This is a genomic window from Lentzea sp. NPDC055074 (assembly GCF_053608005.1).
Window position 1 is genome coordinate 161,572 of sequence record NZ_JBSGUQ010000019.1, and the last position, 16,907, is coordinate 178,478.

Annotated in this window: 13 protein-coding genes; 7 read left to right on the forward strand and 6 right to left on the reverse strand. The window is 69.8% G+C overall.

The window, feature by feature from the left end:
• Window positions 1-120: 120 nt before the first annotated feature.
• Window positions 121-1,644, forward strand: a complete 1,524-nt coding sequence (locus ACWF7A_RS34435; RefSeq protein WP_452254722.1) for an ATP-binding protein — start codon at window positions 121-123, stop codon at window positions 1,642-1,644.
• Window positions 1,641-2,312: a response regulator gene (locus ACWF7A_RS34440; protein ID WP_452254678.1), complete on the forward strand. Its 672-nt coding sequence runs from the start codon at window positions 1,641-1,643 to the stop codon at window positions 2,310-2,312. The genes ACWF7A_RS34435 and ACWF7A_RS34440 overlap by 4 nt, the downstream gene beginning before the upstream one ends.
• On the opposite strand, the gene ACWF7A_RS34445 is transcribed toward ACWF7A_RS34440, so the two are convergent.
• Both ACWF7A_RS34445 and ACWF7A_RS34450 read right to left on the reverse strand, forming a co-directional pair.
• The gene (locus ACWF7A_RS34445; protein WP_452254679.1) at window positions 2,297-3,424 is read right to left on the reverse strand and encodes an FAD-dependent oxidoreductase; all 1,128 of its coding nucleotides are present in this window, start codon (window positions 3,422-3,424) and stop codon (window positions 2,297-2,299) included. The two genes, ACWF7A_RS34440 and ACWF7A_RS34445, sit on opposite strands and share 16 nt — an antisense overlap.
• Window positions 3,421-4,011 (reverse strand): PadR family transcriptional regulator, encoded by a 591-nt coding sequence (locus ACWF7A_RS34450; RefSeq protein WP_452254680.1) that lies wholly within the window; start codon window positions 4,009-4,011, stop codon window positions 3,421-3,423. Before ACWF7A_RS34450 ends, ACWF7A_RS34445 begins: the two co-directional genes overlap by 4 nt.
• A gap of 132 nt (window positions 4,012-4,143) precedes the next feature.
• Here ACWF7A_RS34450 and ACWF7A_RS34455 point away from each other — a divergent pair, with 132 nt between their 5' ends.
• From ACWF7A_RS34455 to ACWF7A_RS34465, 3 genes are all read left to right on the forward strand, one after another.
• On the forward strand, window positions 4,144-4,644 hold the full coding sequence (locus tag ACWF7A_RS34455) for a DUF4232 domain-containing protein (RefSeq protein WP_452254681.1): 501 nt from the start codon (window positions 4,144-4,146) through the stop codon (window positions 4,642-4,644).
• A gap of 62 nt (window positions 4,645-4,706) precedes the next feature.
• Window positions 4,707-5,315, forward strand: coding sequence for a LysE family translocator (locus ACWF7A_RS34460; protein ID WP_452254682.1), 609 nt, complete (start codon window positions 4,707-4,709; stop codon window positions 5,313-5,315).
• A gap of 13 nt (window positions 5,316-5,328) precedes the next feature.
• Window positions 5,329-5,943 carry a LysE family translocator gene (locus ACWF7A_RS34465; RefSeq protein WP_452254683.1) on the forward strand — a complete coding sequence of 205 codons (615 nt, stop codon included), beginning with the start codon at window positions 5,329-5,331 and terminating at the stop codon, window positions 5,941-5,943.
• On the opposite strand, the gene ACWF7A_RS34470 is transcribed toward ACWF7A_RS34465, so the two are convergent.
• The 4 genes from ACWF7A_RS34470 to ACWF7A_RS34485 form a co-directional block, all read right to left on the reverse strand.
• Window positions 5,940-8,090 (reverse strand): ATP-binding protein, encoded by a 2,151-nt coding sequence (locus ACWF7A_RS34470; RefSeq protein WP_452254684.1) that lies wholly within the window; start codon window positions 8,088-8,090, stop codon window positions 5,940-5,942. The genes ACWF7A_RS34465 and ACWF7A_RS34470 overlap by 4 nt on opposite strands.
• Window positions 8,091-8,154: 64 nt before the next feature.
• Window positions 8,155-10,605, reverse strand: coding sequence for a rhomboid family intramembrane serine protease (locus tag ACWF7A_RS34475; RefSeq protein ID WP_452254685.1), 2,451 nt, complete (start codon window positions 10,603-10,605; stop codon window positions 8,155-8,157).
• Window positions 10,602-11,900, reverse strand: a complete 1,299-nt coding sequence (locus tag ACWF7A_RS34480) for an alpha/beta hydrolase (RefSeq protein WP_452254686.1) — start codon at window positions 11,898-11,900, stop codon at window positions 10,602-10,604. Before ACWF7A_RS34480 ends, ACWF7A_RS34475 begins: the two co-directional genes overlap by 4 nt.
• 91 nt (window positions 11,901-11,991) lie before the next feature.
• Entirely contained in the window at window positions 11,992-12,930 is a 939-nt protein-coding gene (locus ACWF7A_RS34485) for a maleylacetate reductase (protein ID WP_452254687.1), read from the reverse strand.
• Window positions 12,931-13,030: 100 nt separating this feature from the next.
• Between ACWF7A_RS34485 and ACWF7A_RS34490 the strand changes: the two genes are divergently transcribed.
• The gene (locus ACWF7A_RS34490) at window positions 13,031-14,881 is read left to right on the forward strand and encodes a Xaa-Pro dipeptidyl-peptidase (protein WP_452254688.1); all 1,851 of its coding nucleotides are present in this window, start codon (window positions 13,031-13,033) and stop codon (window positions 14,879-14,881) included.
• 39 nt (window positions 14,882-14,920) lie between these two features.
• Window positions 14,921-16,900: a DNA helicase RecQ gene (gene recQ / locus ACWF7A_RS34495; protein ID WP_452254689.1), complete on the forward strand. Its 1,980-nt coding sequence runs from the start codon at window positions 14,921-14,923 to the stop codon at window positions 16,898-16,900.
• The last annotated feature ends 7 nt before the right edge of the window (window positions 16,901-16,907 follow it).

Genomic DNA, 16,907 nt, shown 5'->3' on the forward strand with positions numbered 1-16,907 from the left:
TTAGGTCGTAAGTTCCGTATTGGTCGTTTAGTTCGTGACCTGTTTCACAGCCGATGCGTCAGAATTCCAACCATGTTCCGTCGATCTGTTTCGTTTGGAGCTTTGCTTCTGGCGTTGCAGGTGGTCATCGTGCTCATGACCACCTGTGCGGCCGGGCTGCTCGCGGCCAAACTGCAGAGCGACCGGATCCGCGACTCCTACGTGGACCGGATGTTGTCCGTCGCGGAGAGCGTGGCGCGGCTACCGACGGTGATCGAGGCGTTCGACTCCGTTGACCCGCCCGAGACGATCCAGCCGCTGGCCGAGCTGATCCGCAAGGCGTCCGGCGTGACGTACGTGGTGGTCACCGACCACAACGGAGTCCGCTACGCCCACCCCGACCCGAAGCGCATCGGCGAGCGCGTGTCGACGGACCCGACGTCGGCGTTGTCCGGCGAGGTCTTCGTCGGCACGGAGACGGGCACGCTCGGCACGTCGCTCCGCGCCAAGGTGCCGGTGCGGGCGGCGGACGGGCGGATCATCGGCATGGCGTCGGTCGGCATCCTGGAGAGCCAGCTCTCGGCCGACCTCGCCGAGGACCTGCCGGAGCTGATCGGCTGGCTCGCGGCCGCCGCGCTGGTCGGTGTGCTCGGGGCCGCGCTGATCACGCAGCACGTGCGCCGGCGGACGTTCCGGCTCGAACCCGCGGAGATCGCGCAGCTGCTCGAGACCAGGGACGCGATGCTGCACGGCATCCGCGAGGGCGTGGTCGCCGTGGACGACCAGGAGAAGCTCGCGCTGGTCAACGACGAGGCGCTGCGGTTGCTGGGCCTCGCCGAGAACCCGAGTGGACGGCCGGCGGCGGAGGTTCTCGACGACGGCCTGCTGGATCTGGCGCGCGACGACGACGACGTCGCGGACCGGCTCGTGCTCGCCGGGGAACGGGTGCTGGTCGCGAACCGGATGACGGCCAAGACGGACGGACGCGCGGTCGGCGTCGTGCTGACGTTGCGCGACCGGACGGAGCTGCACGACGCGTTGCGCCAGCTCGACGGCCAGCGCACCGTCACCGAGGTGCTGCGCGCGCAGGCCCACGAGTTCTCGAACCACCTGCACGTCATCGGCGGTCTGCTGGAGCTGGACCGCAGCACGGACGCTGTCGCCTACATCGAACGGGTCGGCGGTGCCGGCTCGCTCACGGCTGACATCATCGACGGAGCGAACGCGGATCCTGCGCTCGCGGCCTTGTTGCTGGCAAAATCCTCCACCGCGCACGAACGAGGTGTGGAGCTCCGGCTCGATCCCGAGAGCTCCGTCGACATTCGTGCGGGCGACGACGCGTTGACCGTGCTGGGAAACCTGGTCGACAACGCCGTTGACGCCGTGGAGACCGGTGGAACCGTGCGGGTGCTGGTGCGCTCGTCGGTCAGCGGAGTGCGGGTGGTCGTGGACGACGACGGACCGGGAGTGGCGGAGTCGCAACGCGGCCGCATCTTCGACCTGGGCGTGAGTTCGAAGGACGTCCAGGGCGCGCACGGCAGAGGAATAGGTCTTGCTTTGGTGTCGAGGGTGGTGACCCGGCGCAGTGGCCGGGTGGCGATCACCGACTCGGAACTCGGTGGCGCGTCGTTCGACGTGTGGCTGCCGGAAACGGGGAACCGATGAGCGTGCGGACGCTCGTGGTCGACGACGACTTCGCCGTGGCGGCGATCCACCGCGGGTTCCTGGAGGCGATGCCCGAGTTCGAGGTCGTCGGTGAGGCGCACCGCGGCGGCGAGGCGTTGCGGGCCGTGGAGGCGTTGCGGCCCGACCTGGTGCTGCTCGACATCCACCTGCCCGACATGTCCGGGCTGGACGTCCTGTCGCGACTGCGCGCCCGAGGCGGACCGCCGGTGGACGTGATCGCGGTGACGGCGGCCCGCGAACGCGAGACCGTGCGGCAGGCCATGTCCCGCGGCGTCGACAACTACCTGGTGAAGCCGTTCACGCGGACCGCCTTCCTGGACCGGATGCGCGAGTACCTGGCCCAGCGGATCGAGGTGCAGCGGCTGGGGCAGGTGCTCGACCAGGACGAGGTCGACTCGCTGATGCACCACCGCCCGCGCACCCTGGCCATGCCCAAGGGTCTGTCGGCGGTGACGTTGCGGCTGGTCACCGATGCGTTGCGGGACAGCCAGAACGACCTGTCGGCCCAGGAGGTCGGAGACCGGGCGGGGCTGTCCCGCGTGAGTGCCCGCCGCTACCTGGAGCACCTGGTGACGATCGGCAAGGCGGAGGTGCAGCCGCGGTACGGCATGGCGAACCGGCCGGCGCACGGCTACCGGCTGACCTGAGCGTCCCAGTCGATGCGGTAGTCCTGGTCCTTCGTGAACGCCCTGGCGCCGAAGGTCTTCATCACGAGCGGCATGAGCAGCCGGGTGACGGGGCCGATGCCGCGCTTGTTGCTGTTGGTCCTGGCCGCGCGTGCCGCGATCCGTTCGACCCGCGGCCGCCGCAACCGTTCGTAGGTCGCGAAGGCCCGCGTCAGGTCGGGGACGTCGCGCAGGCAGCGGGCGAGTTGCACCGCGGACTCGGCCGCCAGCGACGCGCCCTGGCCGGAGCTGGCGCTCGGCGCGTGGGCGGAGTCGCCGACCAGGACCATGCGGTCGCGGTACCAGTGCGGCACGGCGGGCATGATCTCCAACGGCCCGGCGGCGACCACCTCGTGGCTGTGGGCCAGGAGCTGCTTCGCGGGCATGTCGTCGCCGTAGGCCTCGCGCAGGCGTTCCAGCCACGTCTCCGCCGCGACCGGGGCCGAGGGTTCGGGGACCGCGAGGTTGTTGAACCACGCGACTTTGCCGTCCGGCTGTTCCCAGTAGCCGAGGAACGAGCCGCCGAACACGAAGTACATCGTCTCGGGGTCGCCGTGCACGCCGCTGTTCTCCGCGTACGAGCCGAACCCCATCAGGCCCACGTACTCGGGGTCCGGCGCACCCGGATCGATGATCTTCCGCACCGCCGAGCGGATGCCGTCGGCGCCGATCAGCACGTCACCCGACTCGCTCGTGCCGTCCGAGAACACCGCCGTGACACCGTCCTCGCGGCACTCGACGTCCACGAGCCGCTTGCCGTGCTCCATCTTGATCCGCTGCTCCAGCGTCCGCTCACGCAGCCGCTGGTACAGCTCGGCCCGCGTCACGACCCGGCTGGTGCCGCCCGTGATGCGGCCGAGCGTGCGGCCCTGCGCGTCCGCCATCACCATGTGGCGCAGGGGATCGCCGAAGCCGGAGCCCAGCCCGGCGATGCTCAGCGCCGCCAACCCGTTGGGGGCGACCGTCAGCATGCCGCCCACGCCGTCCGCGGTGGTGTCGTACGCCTCGAACACCGCCGACTCGATGCCCGCTCTTCGCAGGGCCAGCGCGGTGACAGGCCCCGCGATGCCGCCCCCGATGACCAACGCCTTCATCGTTCCCTCCCGAAGATCTCCCGCCAGGACTGCTGGTACTCGGCTTTCGCCAGTTCGTTCGTGAGCTTCTCGACCAGCCGCAGTTCGGCCTCCGCCAACGACATCCGGTACTCCTCCTCGACGAGGAAGATCCACTGGACGCCGTCGCCCGTCGCCCTGCCGACCATCGCGCGCGTCTCGTCGAGGTCCTTCGTCAGTGCCTCGGTCCGGGCGCGGAGCAGGTCGACGGCCTCCGCCGGGTCGAGCACGGCGATGAGCGACAGCGCCACGCCGAACCGCGGGTACTCGTGCGCCGGGTCGCGGACGAGCTCGCGCATCCAGTCGTACAGCTCCCCGCGCCCCGTTTCGGTGAGCGCGTAGATGGTGCGTTCGGGCCGTTGGGTGTCCTTGACGGTCTCCTGCTCGGCGATGAACCCGGCCTTCAGCAACTGCTCGACGACCATGTAGAGCGAACCGCGGTTGAACTTGATGTTGCGGTCCTTGCCCGTGTCCTTGAGCTGTTTGCCCAGCTCGTAGGGGTGCATGGGTCCCATCACGAGATGTGCCAGCACCGCCAGCGCCAGCGGGTTCGACACCTTGCGCCGCATGCGTTCCTCCTTGGTTGATGTCGACTATCCGGTATTGACTAGTTAGTGTCAACTATACGAGGGAAGGTTCCGCGCAAGATCACGAGCTGTGGCACGATCGATCACATGGGATCTGGGGGCAGAACTCTCGTCGTGGTCGTCGCGCTCGCCGGCTTGGCCGCGTGCACGACGGTGTCGCAGGCATCGGAAGAACCGTTGTGCGACAACGGTCTGCGGTTCACCACCAACGACACCAGCGCGGCGACGGGCCTGCGCGTGATGTCGGTCGAGGTGAGCAACTGCGGCACAGAAGCGGTGCAGCTCAACGGCTATCCGCAGGTGAAGGTTCTCGACGAGCAGCGCGAGCGGTTGGACATCGCTGTGCTTGAGGGCTCCGGTGGCATCGCGGCGCTCGAAGGCTTCGACGACGCACCGCAGCCGGTCACGGTGCTGCCGGGGGAGACCGCGAAGAGTGCGTTCGTCTGGCGGAACACCCACGCGTCGGAGGACCTGCCGCTGGTCGGGGAGCATGTCGACATCGCGGCAGTGCCGGGCGGCGCGTGGCAGCCGCTGGAGGCGACATCGCCGCAGGGCAGGATTCTCGTCGACCTCGGCAGCACCGGGCGCATCGGCATCCGGGCCTGGTACCGCTAGGCGAGCGTGTCCGGTGTGTTAATTCTTCTGGTGGCGCCGGGCTTCCGTGTTCTCATGGCGACATGTCGACCACCGCGCTCCTGAGCTTCACGTTCGTCGCGCTGCTCACGGTCATCACGCCGGGCTTGGAGACGTTGCTGGTGCTGCGGACGGCGTTGCTCGTCGGCCGCCGCACCGCCATGGGCGTGGTGGTGGGCAGCACCCTGGGCTGCCTGGTGTGGGCGGTCGCGGGGCTGGTCGGTCTGACGGCGCTGTTGCAGGCGTCCGAGCTGGCCTACGACATCGTCCGCTGGCTCGGCGCGGGTTACCTGATCTACCTGGGCGTCACCGCGTTGTGGAAGTCGAGGCGGCCCGTCGAGATCGACGAACCCGCGCCGGTGCCGTCGGTGCGGGCCGCGGTCCGGGTCGGACTGCTGACGAACCTGCTCAACCCGAAACCGGGCGTCTTCTACATCTCGTTGCTGCCGCAGTTCCTGCCGGTCGGCCAGCCCGCGTGGGGCGCGGTGCTCGTGGCGATCCACCTCGGCATCGGGCTGGTGTGGTTCCCGATCCTGATCACGGCGGCCGGTCGCGCCCGTGCTTTCCTGCTGCGGCAACGGCTTCTGCTGGACCGGCTGTCCGCTTCAGCGCTGATCGCGTTCGGCTTGAAAACGGCGGCGGACGCTCGCTGACGTGTGATGTGATGTGGCCACGCCGACCGCCGCACTCCTGAGCTTCTCGCTCGTCGCGCTGCTCACCGTCCTCACACCCGGCCTGGACACGGTGATGGTGCTGCGCACCGCGTTGCTGAGCGGCAAGCGCGCGGCGATGGGGGTGGTCCTCGGCATCACGCTCGGGTGCCTGGTGTGGGCGGTGGCGAGCCTGGCGGGCCTCACCGCGCTGTTGCAGGCGTCCGCACTGGCCTACGACGTGGTCCGCTGGCTCGGCGCCGCCTACCTGATCTACCTGGGCGTCAAGGCGTTGTGGTTGTCGCGCAAGGCCGTGTCGCTCGAGGACTCGCGTCCGGTGCCGGGCGCCGGGGCGTCGTTGCGAGTGGGGCTCCTGACGAACCTGCTGAACCCGAAGGTCGGCGTGTTCTACCTGTCGCTGCTGCCGCAGTTCATGCCCGCCGGCGAGCCCGCGTGGGGTGCGGTGCTCGTGGCGATCCACCTCGGACTGGGCCTGGTGTGGCTGCCGTTCCTGATCGCGGTGGCGGGCCGCGCGCGGGCGTTCCTGTTGCGCCAGCGGGCTTTGCTGGACAGGCTGACGGCGTCGGTGTTCGTCGCGCTGGGCCTGAAGCTGGCGTTCGAGGCGCGTTAACGCTCGCCGGAGGCCGTGCGGTGCCAGGCCGCGAGCGCGCCCCGGCTGGGCAGGCCGAGCTTGACTCTGATGTTGACCACGTGACGGTCCGCGGTGCGCGGCGAGATGTACAGCCGCGCTCCGATCTGCTTCGACGTGAACCCCTCCGCGACCAGGCCGGCGATGGTGAACTCCTGCCGGGTCAGGCCGCCGGGTAGCAGCGGTTTCGCGGGCCGGCGTTCGGAGTCCGGCACCGGTTCGAGCGCGAACGCCATCGCCTGCTCGGGCCGCAGATCGGCGCCGAGCGTCGTGATCACCTGGTAGTCGTCGCCGAGCGAGCGGCGGACGGTCCGGTCGGCGCGGTCCAGCACCCGGTGGAACGGGCTCATGCCGCCGAACGAGATCCGCGAGATCCGCTCCTGCGACCGCAACGCGCCGAGCAGCCGTGCCGCACGGTCCAGCGCTCCTAGTTCGGCGCAGGTGCAGGCGAGCAGCCACAGGCTGAACGGTGCGCTCCACGTGTCGCCGAGCGTCAGCTGGATCCGCAGCGCCTCGATCACCAGCGGATGCACCTGCGCCGGGTCGCCGTGCAGCAGTTCGTTGAGGCCGCGAAGCCACAGTCCCCACGCGTGCGACCAGCTGACGCCGTTGCTCTCGGCCTGCCTGGCCAGCGCTGTCGTGGCCTTGTCCGCGGCCTCGGCGTCGAGCAGGAAGCACGAGGCCATCGCGTGCATCAGCTCGGTGATGTAGGTGTCGCCCGGCGACGCGTACTGACGGCACTGCTCGACCATGTGCGCGTACAACGGCACGCAGTCCGGTGAGCCCTCCACGAAGAAGAGATGTGTGGCCTCGGCGAGAACGAGGTGCACGTCGGTGACGGGTAATCGTGGCAACGATCGTGCCTCGGACATCAGCGGGAACGCCACCGCCGCGTCCCCACGCACTTGCGCCATGTACGCGCTGTGCGCCAGCAACGACGTCCGCAGCGGCGCTTCGGTGATCACCTCCCGAGCTGCCGCGAGCAAGTCCGACGCTTGCCCGAGCATCCCCGCGAACGACGTGAAGCGCGACCGCTGCACGCTCATCGCCATGGCGGCGCCCGTCGTGGCCAGGTCAGGAGTCCGCAGCGCGTGCCCGGCAGCGGCGCGGACGTTCGGCCACTCCTCCCAGAGCCTGCCCATCCACTGGGCTTCGTCCGGCGAGAACCACGAGCGGGCGGCCTCGTCCACGAACTCGCTGTAGTGCACGGCGTAGCGCCGCAACGGCTCGTCCGCGTCCGTCAGCAGACGCGCGCCGAACTGCGACACGGTGTCCAGCAGCCGATAGCGCGTCTTCCCTGTGACCGGGCTCGTCGCCGTCGCCACGATCGACCTGAGAGCCAACGCGGACAACGGCTTCAGCACGTCCGCGTCCGCCACCGCCTCGGCGGCGGCGAGGTCGAAGTCCGCCGGGAACACCGACAGTCGCGCCCACAGCCGCCGTTCCTCGTCCGTGCACTGCTGAGCCGCCCACTCGAGCACCTGCTCCAGCGTGGCGGGCTCGGGCTGCAGCAGCACCACGTCCGAAGGCAGCGCGGCCAGGACCTCGATCGCGAGCGGCAGCCGTTCGACGGCCCGGCACAGCGTCGCGGCGTCCGTCGAGCCGGACGCCTCTGTCCGGTCCAGGAACAGCTCGACGGCCTCGTCCGCGCTCAGCTGCCCCACCGGGGACTGCTGCTCGCCGTAGACGCCGAGGGACTCCCGCGAGGTCGCGAGGATCGTCAGCCCCTCGCAGTCGCGCAGCAGGTGGTGCACGAGGTGCCGGACCGCCTCCAGCAGGTGCTCGCAGCCGTCCAGGACGAGCAGCAAGTGCTTGTCGTGCAACGACTCCACGAGCCTGCCGATCCCGGGCCCAGGCGCGTTGTCGACGATCCGCAGCTCGGTGGCGACCGTGCGGGTCAGCGCCGCCGGGTCCTTCAGGTCCGCGAGCCGCACCCGCCACGCCCCGTGCTGGAACGCCCCGGCCAGCGCGCGCCCGAGCTCCACGGCGATCCGGGTCTTGCCCGCACCGCCCGCACCCGTGAGCGTGACCAGGCGGGAGCGTCGCAGGAGTGCCTCGGTGTCGGCGAGCACCCCGGCGCGGCCGATGAACGTCGTGGTCTGGGCAGGCAGATTGCCCCGCACGGTCATCGGCGCATCTTCGCCTAGTAGCGCGGGGGTGTGACGGCGAGCATCACCTCACCACCCTTTCGGTCTAGCGAGTTCGACCATGCGTGGTCACGCGCTCTCGTGTCCGGATGATCATCTTGCTCGCGAGCCTGAGTCCCTGTCGCGCGTTGAGGTGCGGCAGGTACGCGCGGCTCACCGCGTTCGCGATGCGCGGCAGTGCCGCCGAGTCCGGGTAGACCATGAACATCGGCTGGTAGGTCGGCTGGAACTTCGCCTTGAACGCGAACAGCGAGCGGAACCCGTACACCGGCTCCAGCACCTGCCCGGTGAGGTCCAGGACGCGCTGCAACGCCCGCGGCCGCTCACCCCGGTCCAGCCGGGCGAGCGGTGCCCCGGACAGGCTCAGGAACCGCGCCCCCTCAGCCTGGAGCTGTTGTGCCGCCGAGGCGATCAGGAACTCCATCGAGCCGCGGAACCCGTGCGAACGGCGGCGCATGAAGTCGAGCGTCCACCCGACGACCTCGCCGTCCTCGTACACCGGCAGCCAGCTCGTGATGCCGTGCACCGTCCGGTCCTCGTCCACCGCGAGCAGGCAGCGGACGCCGTCACCGGCCAGTTCCTCCAGGCCTCCCAGCGTGAAACCCATCTCGGGCAGGCCCTTGTCCGCCACCCACTCCGCCGAGATCGACCGGATCTGGTCCGTGATCGCGTACGGCGCGTCGGCGTACGTGCACCACTCGGCGGTGATCCCGGCCTTCGCGGCCTTGTTGAACGCCGTGCGCACGTCCTGCCACTTCTTGCCGGTGAAGCTCAGCTGGTCGAGCTCGATCATCGTGTCCTCGGCGACCTGCACCGCGGACCAGCCGAGCCCCTCCACCGCGGCACGCGTCTCCGCGCCCACGCTGTAGAGACACGGCGTCCAGCCGTTGCGCGCGCAGAACTCCGCGAACCCGCGCACGGCGTCCACCCGCCCCGGGCCGATCGGATCGCCGACCGTGAGCGCGATGGTCGCCACCACGCGGTACGCGATGGCCGTCTCGCCGTCCGGCGTGAACCAGTACTGGTTGCCACGCCACGTCGTCATGTACGACAACGACGAACCGCCGTGGCGCCGCATCAGCTCGCGGGCGTGCGCCGCCGACTCCTCGCACGAGGACGGCCACGTCCGCCACGACGCCATCAGCAGCCCGGCCAGCACGATCAGCCAGAACACCACGCCCGTGTACTCGAACAGCAGCGTGCCGACGAACCCCTCGGCCGAGAACTGCAACGGCACCAGGTCGAGGTAGCCGGGCGGCAGGAACCGCGTCGGCAGGTCCGCGAGCAGCGCACCGAACCCCGGCTCCGGCGTGAACTGGTCGCGGACCAGGTACCCGCCGAAGACGTACAGCGCCGACAGCGACGCGACGCTGACCGCCGTGAACCGCCAGAACTTCACGACGGCGCGCCGAGGCAGACGCACGTCGAAATGCCCGCGCGTCAGCAACAGCACCACGATGATCGCGAGCGGTGCGAGCATCGGCACACCGAACGAGACCGCCAGCTCCAGCACGCTCGCGTCCGGGAACTGCGCGACGTACACGACGTACGAACCGATGAACGCCGCGAACGCCACGTTGAACACGAGCGCCGCCCGCCACGCGAACCGCCGGCCGCGCCGCAGCCCTTCCGCCAGCACCAGCAGCAGCAACGCCGGCAGCAACGACATCACCAGCGCGGGGAACCGCCCGTACGACAGCTGGACCACCATCGTCCGGCACAGCTCGACCGCGTCCGACGAGCAGACCGCGTCCACGTCGTCCTGCACCGGCTGGGCGACCGCCACGACATCGGCGAACCACCACAGCGGCCCGTTCGGGTACGGCGACATCATCGACACCACCGGCCCGAGCGCCGACGCCGCGAGCAGCAACGCCACCAGCACCCGCGTCTCCTGCAGCGAACGCGCCCTGTGCACCGGCCCGCTCTTCAGGAACAACGCCCCGATCAGCAACCCGGCCACGCCACCGGACAGTCGGAGCAGGTCTTCCAGCCAACCTGAATACAGAGTAAGGACCAGCACCGACAAGATCATCATCAGTCGGACGCGGCGCCTCCACAGCGGCGGCATCCGGAACGTCAGCGCGAGCACCAGGCCCACCCCGCCGGTCGACGGCCCCGCCGCCGCCTCGCTCACGAGCGACTCGAGCCAGCCCCAGTGCAGATCACGGCCGATCATCACCAGGCCGAGCCCGAGGAACGAGCCGACCACGTGCGAGGCCAGAAAGATCGATCCGGTCCGCAGCGCGCCGAACTCGCGTTCCGCCAGCGGGCCGACGACGAGCAGCAGCACGGTGGTCGCCGCGTACCCCAGCAGGTCCATCGACCACAGAGCCGAGGTGAGCACCGTCCACCAGGGACTCCCGGTGCCGAACCCGGTGCGCGCCAGCAGGTCGTCGCTCGCGCCGCCGATCGCCCCGGTCAGCGCTCCCGCCGTCCAGAAGACGATCAGGAACGAGCACGTCAGCGGCGCGGTGCGGAACAGCCGGGTGATCATCTGACCAACCCTGTTCGCTGCGCGAGCCACGGCAGTGACCCGAAGAGGCCCTCCCGTGCCATGTTCCAGTCGTGGTTGTTCGGCAGTTCTTTCCACTGAACGTCCATTCCGGCCTTGCGGCACGCCTCGAACACCTCGGCGTCCGCCTTGCGGTACGTGACGTCGTCGCGTCCGGCGACGACCATGCCCGCGGTCTGCGGGAAACGCTGGCGCGCGAGGACGTCCATCGGGTTGACCCGGACGAACGCGGCCTCGTCGCCGCCGAAAGCCGCCTGCACCGTCTCCTGCCGCGTGCCCAGCGTGGGCTCGGGCTGAGGAGCGAGGGCGATGAAGTTGCCGTACACGTCCGGCGCGCGTACTGCGAGCTGCACCGAGCACGTGGCGCCTTGGGAGAAGCCCGCGATGGTCCACGCCTCACGCCGTTCGTCGACGTTCAGCCGTTGCTTGATCCATGCGGGCACGTCGCGCGCGAGGTACGTCTCTGACTGGCCCAGCTTCGAGTCGAGGCACAGCGGGTTCGCGGTGGACGTGCCGAGCTGGTCGACCACCACGACGATCGGCGCGAGGCCGTCGTGCTGCCGTGCGTACGCGTCGAGGTTGTCGAGGATCCGGCCGCCGTCGAACCAGTCGCGCGGACTGCCCGGCTGGCCCGCCATCAGCACGATGACGGGCAGCTTCGGGCGCGGGGTCGTGGTGTACGCGGGAGGCAGGTAGATCCACGCCGGCCGCGCCTTGAACGCGCCGGGGATCTCCGCCTCGGAGACCGTGCCCTTGTCCGGCAGGTCCGCCGGTCGCTTCCAGACGTCGGCGAGCTTCTTGCCGGCCGGCACGTCGACGAAACCGGACGGCGGGGGAGCGGCGGCGTTCAGGTCGACGTGGTCGTTCCTGAAGACGTCCAGCACCGCGCGCGTGGTGGGGTACTGCGCGAAGTGGACGTTCGTGGCGACCGCCGCGCTCGCCGTCACGCCCAGAGCGAGCAGCACGCCGAACACGCGGCCGTACCATCGACCGGAGCGCAGCCTGATGGCCGCGAGCGTGAGCGCGACGACGGCGGCGCCCACCCACACCACCAGCACCGTCGGCAGCGGCTCCGGCCAGGGTTTCCACACTCGGTCGATGAGCAGCGCCAGGCCGGTCACGACGAGTGCGCACGCCAGTACGGCCATCGGCAGCACGCGGACCCACCAGGTCCGGTTCCTCCGAATCGCCAGGTACGTGAGGGCGAGCACGGCGGCGGCCGTGGCGAGCTTCGGGATCGGCCCATTTATCAGGGACAGATCCAACGGGCTGAGCATGCCGTCAATGCTTCAGGAAGTCTTCAGGAAGCACATCGGAGATTCGTCTCGGTTCAGAGCCGTGAACATCAGCCTTAAGAATGACAACCCATCAGCCGGGCGATGCGTCGCGCCAGGCGTTCGTGAGCACCCGCAGGGCGTCCGGGTGCTCGGCGATCTCCGCGGCACGGTACAAATCGGACTCCGCCATCCCCAGTTCCCGCAACGAGGTCACCGCGCCGAACCGCGTGGCCGTGTCGTGGATCCGCTGCGCCAGGTCGGCCGGAGCGGTGTGGGGGAGCAGTGCCGTGTGCGTGGCGGCATGGGGCAAACCGAACGTACCGCCCAGAACGTGCGCGAGCTTGTGGTGCAGTCCCATGGGGACGGACGCAAGGCACGTGCCCGCCAGCCATGCCGACGACAGCAGCTCGGTCCGGTTGTCCACAGTGGAGGGGTTTCCGCTCAAAGCGTGCAAAACGCCCTCGATCGCCTTGGATGCGATGGCGTCGACCAACGGGTTCTCGTTGCCTCGGGCGGCGACGGCGTGCGCGAGAGAGTTGAGCGCGCTCGTCACCGTGACGTCGAGGGGCAGGTCCAGCGTGAGGTCTACGTCGTAGATCACCGTGTCCGGCTGGATCGCCGGGTCGCGCCGCGTCTTCTTCAGCCCCGACGCCGTCTCGCCGAGCACCTGGGTGACCTCGGAACCCGCGTAGGTCGTCGGGACGATGATCTGCGGTACGCCCGCACGCACCGAGAGCGCCTTCGACAGCCCGGTGCTCGACCCGCCGCCGACCGACACGATGCAGTCCGCGCCGTGCTCACGTAACGACCCGAGCGCGCGCTCTGTGACCTCGATCGGCGTGTGCATGGCCGCGCCGGTGAACCGGGTGACGAGCAGCGAGCCGAGCTCCGCCGCCACCCGGTCGCCGCCGTGCCGGGCGATCAGCAGCACCCGCGTCGCACCGAGCCGTTCGGCCTCCGCGCGGACGGTGGAGACGGTGCCGCGGCCGAAGACGACGCGGGTGCGGCCGGGTTCGAAGGTGAAGCTCACGAGAGACGAATATTCGTGAGGGTGCTGGGAGGCGCAACACCAGAGGGTCAAGCCTTTCGGCTCTGACGGGTGACTTCGTCACTCCTTAGCGTGAATCTTCATGAAGCGTGTTCGTGTTGTAGTGGCGTTAGCAGGGGCCCTGACCCTGACGCCAATCCCTGCCACAGCGGCGACACCTGCGTTCAGCCTGTCCGGCGGCGTGACGGCGCCGGTCCACTCGATGGCCGACGCGGTCCGGGAGACGGTGTACGTCGACTCCGGGCTCGACCTCGACGGCGACGGCACCCGTGACCGGGTGGCGGCCGACGTCATCAGGCCGTCCACGACCGGGCGCGTGCCCGTGATCATGGACGCCAGTCCCTACTACCAGAGCGCCGGGCGCGGCAACGAGGGCGAGGTCAAGACCTACGACTCCGCCGGGGTGCCGGTCAAGTTCCCGCTCTTCTACGACAACTACTTCGTCCCGCGCGGCTACGCCGTCGTGCTGGTCGACTTCCTCGGCACGAACCGGTCGCGCGGCTGCGTCGACGTCGGCGGTCAGTCGGAGATCGCCTCCGGCACCGCCGTCATCGACTGGCTCAACGGCCGGCGGACCGGTTACTCGAGCCTCACCGGCTCCACCACGAAGTCGGCCTCCTGGTCGACCGGTGCCGTCGGCATGATCGGCAAGTCGTGGGACGGCTCGATCGCGAACGGCGTCGCGTCGACCGGCATCGACGGGCTGAAGACCATCGTGCCGATCGCGGCCATCAGCTCCTGGTACGACTGGTTCCGCTCGGACGGCGTCGCGTACCCCGGCTACAGCTCGCCGACCGGCCTCGGGTCGCAGTTCGAGAACTCCAACGCGCGCTCGCGGTGCGCTGCGGTCCGTTCCCAGATGACGAACGGTTCTCCCGCCAACGGCGACTACACGTCGATGTGGCAGACGCGTGACTTCGTGCGCAACGCGTCGAAGGTGAAGGCGTCGATCTTCGCGATCCACGGTCTGAACGACCTCAACGTGAAGACGCTGCAGTACGGGCAGTTCTGGGACGCGGTGCCCTCGACGGTGCCGAAGAAGCTCTGGTTCTCGCAGACCGCGCACGTCGACCCGTTCGACTTCCGGCGCAGCGAGTGGGTCCCGACGCTGCACAAGTGGTTCGACCGGTGGCTGCTCAACATCCAGAACGGCATCGAGAACGAACCGCAGGTGTCCTCGGAACGCGCGCCCGACCAGTGGGTGACCGACCAGACGTGGCCGCCTACGGGCACCGTCAGCACCGTGTTGCGTCCTTCTTCTTCGGGACTGGGCACGGCGCCGGGCACGGGCACGTCGGTGTTCACGGACAACGGCAGCGGCACGCCGACGAACTGGCTCTCCGGCTCGAACACCGGCAGGGCGATCTACTCCACGGCACCGCTGACCTCGGACCTGCGCATCGCCGGCACGTCGTCGATCACGGTGGGGGTGTCGTCGTCGACCCCGACCGCGCACCTCACGGCGTACCTCGTCGACTACGGCCCCGCGCGGGTGCGGACCGGTGAAGGAATCCGGACGCTGACCACGGAGTCGTGCTGGGGCGAGAGCCGCACGGGCGATGACGCCTGCTACCGCAACACGGAGACCACGGCGGGCAACGTCGACGCGCAGATCATCGCGCGTGGCTGGGCGGATCTCGCGAACTACCAGTCTCTCTCGACGCCGCGCACGATCTCTCCGGGGACCAAGTACCGGATGACGTTCCGACTGTCCACAACGGACTGGAACGTCCCGGCGGGCCACCGGCTCGGCCTGGTGATCGGCGGCACGGACTCGACCGCGATCGTGCGGCCGAGCCAGCTGCCGAGGCTGACCGTCGACCTGGCGGACACGTCGGTGCGGATCCCGCTGAAGGGCTCGGTGCCGGCCGCGTCGTCCGCTCCGCTGGTCGCCGGCAGCGTTTCCGCTGGTACGAAGAGCGAGCTGGGCTAGCACACCGGACTGTCGGTGCTGCTCGCTAGCATCGGCGCCATGGGTTCAACCGACCACGGAGACGCGCTGCAGGTCCTGCAGCGCGTCTTCGGGTACCCCGAGTTCCGCGGCGACCAGGCCGCCATCGTCGAGCACGTGATCGCGGGTGGCGACGCGCTCGTGCTCATGCCGACCGGCGGCGGCAAGTCCCTGTGCTATCAGGTGCCCGCCCTGGTGCGGTCCGGCACGGGCGTGGTGATCTCGCCGCTGATCGCGCTGATGCAGGACCAGGTGGACGCGCTGCGTGCCCTGGGCGTGCGCGCGGGCTTCCTGAACTCGTCGCTGTCCTGGGACGAACGGCGGATGGTCGAGGCCGAGTTCGTCAACGGCGAGCTCGACCTGCTCTACCTGGCGCCGGAGCGGCTCACGTCGGAGGCGACGGTGCGCCTGCTGGAGCAGGGGGAGATCGCGCTGTTCGCGATCGACGAGGCGCACTGCGTCTCCCAGTGGGGCCACGACTTCCGGCCCGACTACCTCTCGCTCACGCACCTGCACGAGCGCTGGCCGAAGGTGCCGCGCATCGCGCTCACCGCCACGGCCACGGAGGCGACCCGCAAGGAGATCCTCACGCGCCTGGAGCTGGGTGAGGGGCGCCAGTTCGTCTCCAGCTTCGACCGGCCGAACATCCAGTACCGCATCGTCGGCAAGAAGGAGCCGAAGAAGCAGCTGCTGGACCTGCTGCGCGGTGAGCACCAGGGCGACGCGGGCATCGTCTACTGCCTGTCCCGCGCGTCGGTGGAGAAGACGGCGGAGTTCCTGGTGGCGAACGGGATCCCCGCGCTGCCGTACCACGCGGGCCTCGACTCGTCGGTCCGCCAGCGCAACCAGGCCCGGTTCCTGCGCGAGGACGGCCTGGTCATGGTCGCGACCATCGCGTTCGGCATGGGCATCGACAAGCCGGACGTCCGCTTCGTCGCCCACCTCGACCTGCCGAAGTCGGTCGAGGGCTACTACCAGGAGACGGGGCGCGCGGGTCGCGACGGTCTCCCGTCCACCGCCTGGCTCGCCTACGGCCTGCAGGACGTGGTGCAGCAGCGCAAGATGATCGAGTCGTCGGAAGGCGATCTGGCGTTCCGCCGCCGTTCGCAGGCGCACCTCGACGCGATGCTCGCCCTCTGCGAGACGGTGTCGTGCCGCCGCACCAGGCTCCTGGAGTACTTCAACGAGTCCGGTGTGCCGTGCGGCAACTGCGACACCTGCCTGACGCCGCCTGAGGCGTGGGACGGCACGGTGGCCGCGCAGAAGGTCCTCTCCACGATCTACCGGCTGCGCAAGGAGCGGAACCAGAAGTTCGGCGCCGGCCAGGCCATCGACATCCTGCTGGGCCGCAAGACCGCCAAGGTCATCCAGTTCGACCACGACCAGCTCAGCACGTTCGGCATCGGCGAGGACCTGAGCGAGGGCGAGTGGCGCGGCGTGATCCGCCAGCTCCTCGCGCAGGGCCTGCTGGCCGTCGAGGGCGAGTACTCGACGCTGGTGCTGACCGAGGCGAGCGCGGAGGTCCTCGCCCGCAAGCGCGAAGTGAAGATGCGCAAGGACCCGACGCCCACCCGCTCGACGACGCGCACGGCGTCCTCCTCGTCCGGCGCGGCCAAGGTGAAGGTCGACCTCCCGGCCGACGCGGGCCCGCTCTTCGAGGCGCTGCGCGAGTGGCGTGCCGGTCAGGCCCGCGAGCAGAGCGTCCCGGCGTACGTGATCTTCCACGACGCCACGCTGAAGTCCATCGCGGCGTCCCGCCCCGGCTCGCTCTCCGCGCTGGGTGCGGTCAGCGGTGTCGGCCAGGCCAAGCTCACGAAGTACGGCGAGGAGATCCTGGAGGTGGTGGCGGCCGGCGGCTCGGCGGCACCCGCACCCGCCGCCGCGGAGGCTCCCAAGCCGAAACCCAGGACGACGGGCACAGGCGGCGCCGCCTGGGGTTCGGGCGCCGAGGCCGACGAGTGGCCGGAGCCGGAGGAGCCGGACGAGCCGATGGACTGGTGACGGGCGG

Excerpts from the sequence above, each read along its gene's own strand:
- recQ (WP_452254689.1), top strand. The coding sequence starts at position 14,921 with ATGGGTTCAACCGACCACGGAGACGCGCTGCAGGTCCTGCAGCGCGTC.
- ACWF7A_RS34480 (WP_452254686.1), bottom strand. The coding sequence starts at position 11,900 with ATGCTCAGCCCGTTGGATCTGTCCCTGATAAATGGGCCGATCCCGAAG.
- ACWF7A_RS34470 (WP_452254684.1), bottom strand. The coding sequence starts at position 8,090 with ATGACCGTGCGGGGCAATCTGCCTGCCCAGACCACGACGTTCATCGGC.
- ACWF7A_RS34450 (WP_452254680.1), bottom strand. The coding sequence starts at position 4,011 with ATGCGGCGCAAGGTGTCGAACCCGCTGGCGCTGGCGGTGCTGGCACAT.
- ACWF7A_RS34445 (WP_452254679.1), bottom strand. The coding sequence starts at position 3,424 with ATGAAGGCGTTGGTCATCGGGGGCGGCATCGCGGGGCCTGTCACCGCG.
- ACWF7A_RS34490 (WP_452254688.1), top strand. The coding sequence starts at position 13,031 with ATGAAGCGTGTTCGTGTTGTAGTGGCGTTAGCAGGGGCCCTGACCCTG.
- ACWF7A_RS34475 (WP_452254685.1), bottom strand. The coding sequence starts at position 10,605 with ATGATCACCCGGCTGTTCCGCACCGCGCCGCTGACGTGCTCGTTCCTG.
- ACWF7A_RS34460 (WP_452254682.1), top strand. The coding sequence starts at position 4,707 with ATGTCGACCACCGCGCTCCTGAGCTTCACGTTCGTCGCGCTGCTCACG.
- ACWF7A_RS34440 (WP_452254678.1), top strand. The coding sequence starts at position 1,641 with ATGAGCGTGCGGACGCTCGTGGTCGACGACGACTTCGCCGTGGCGGCG.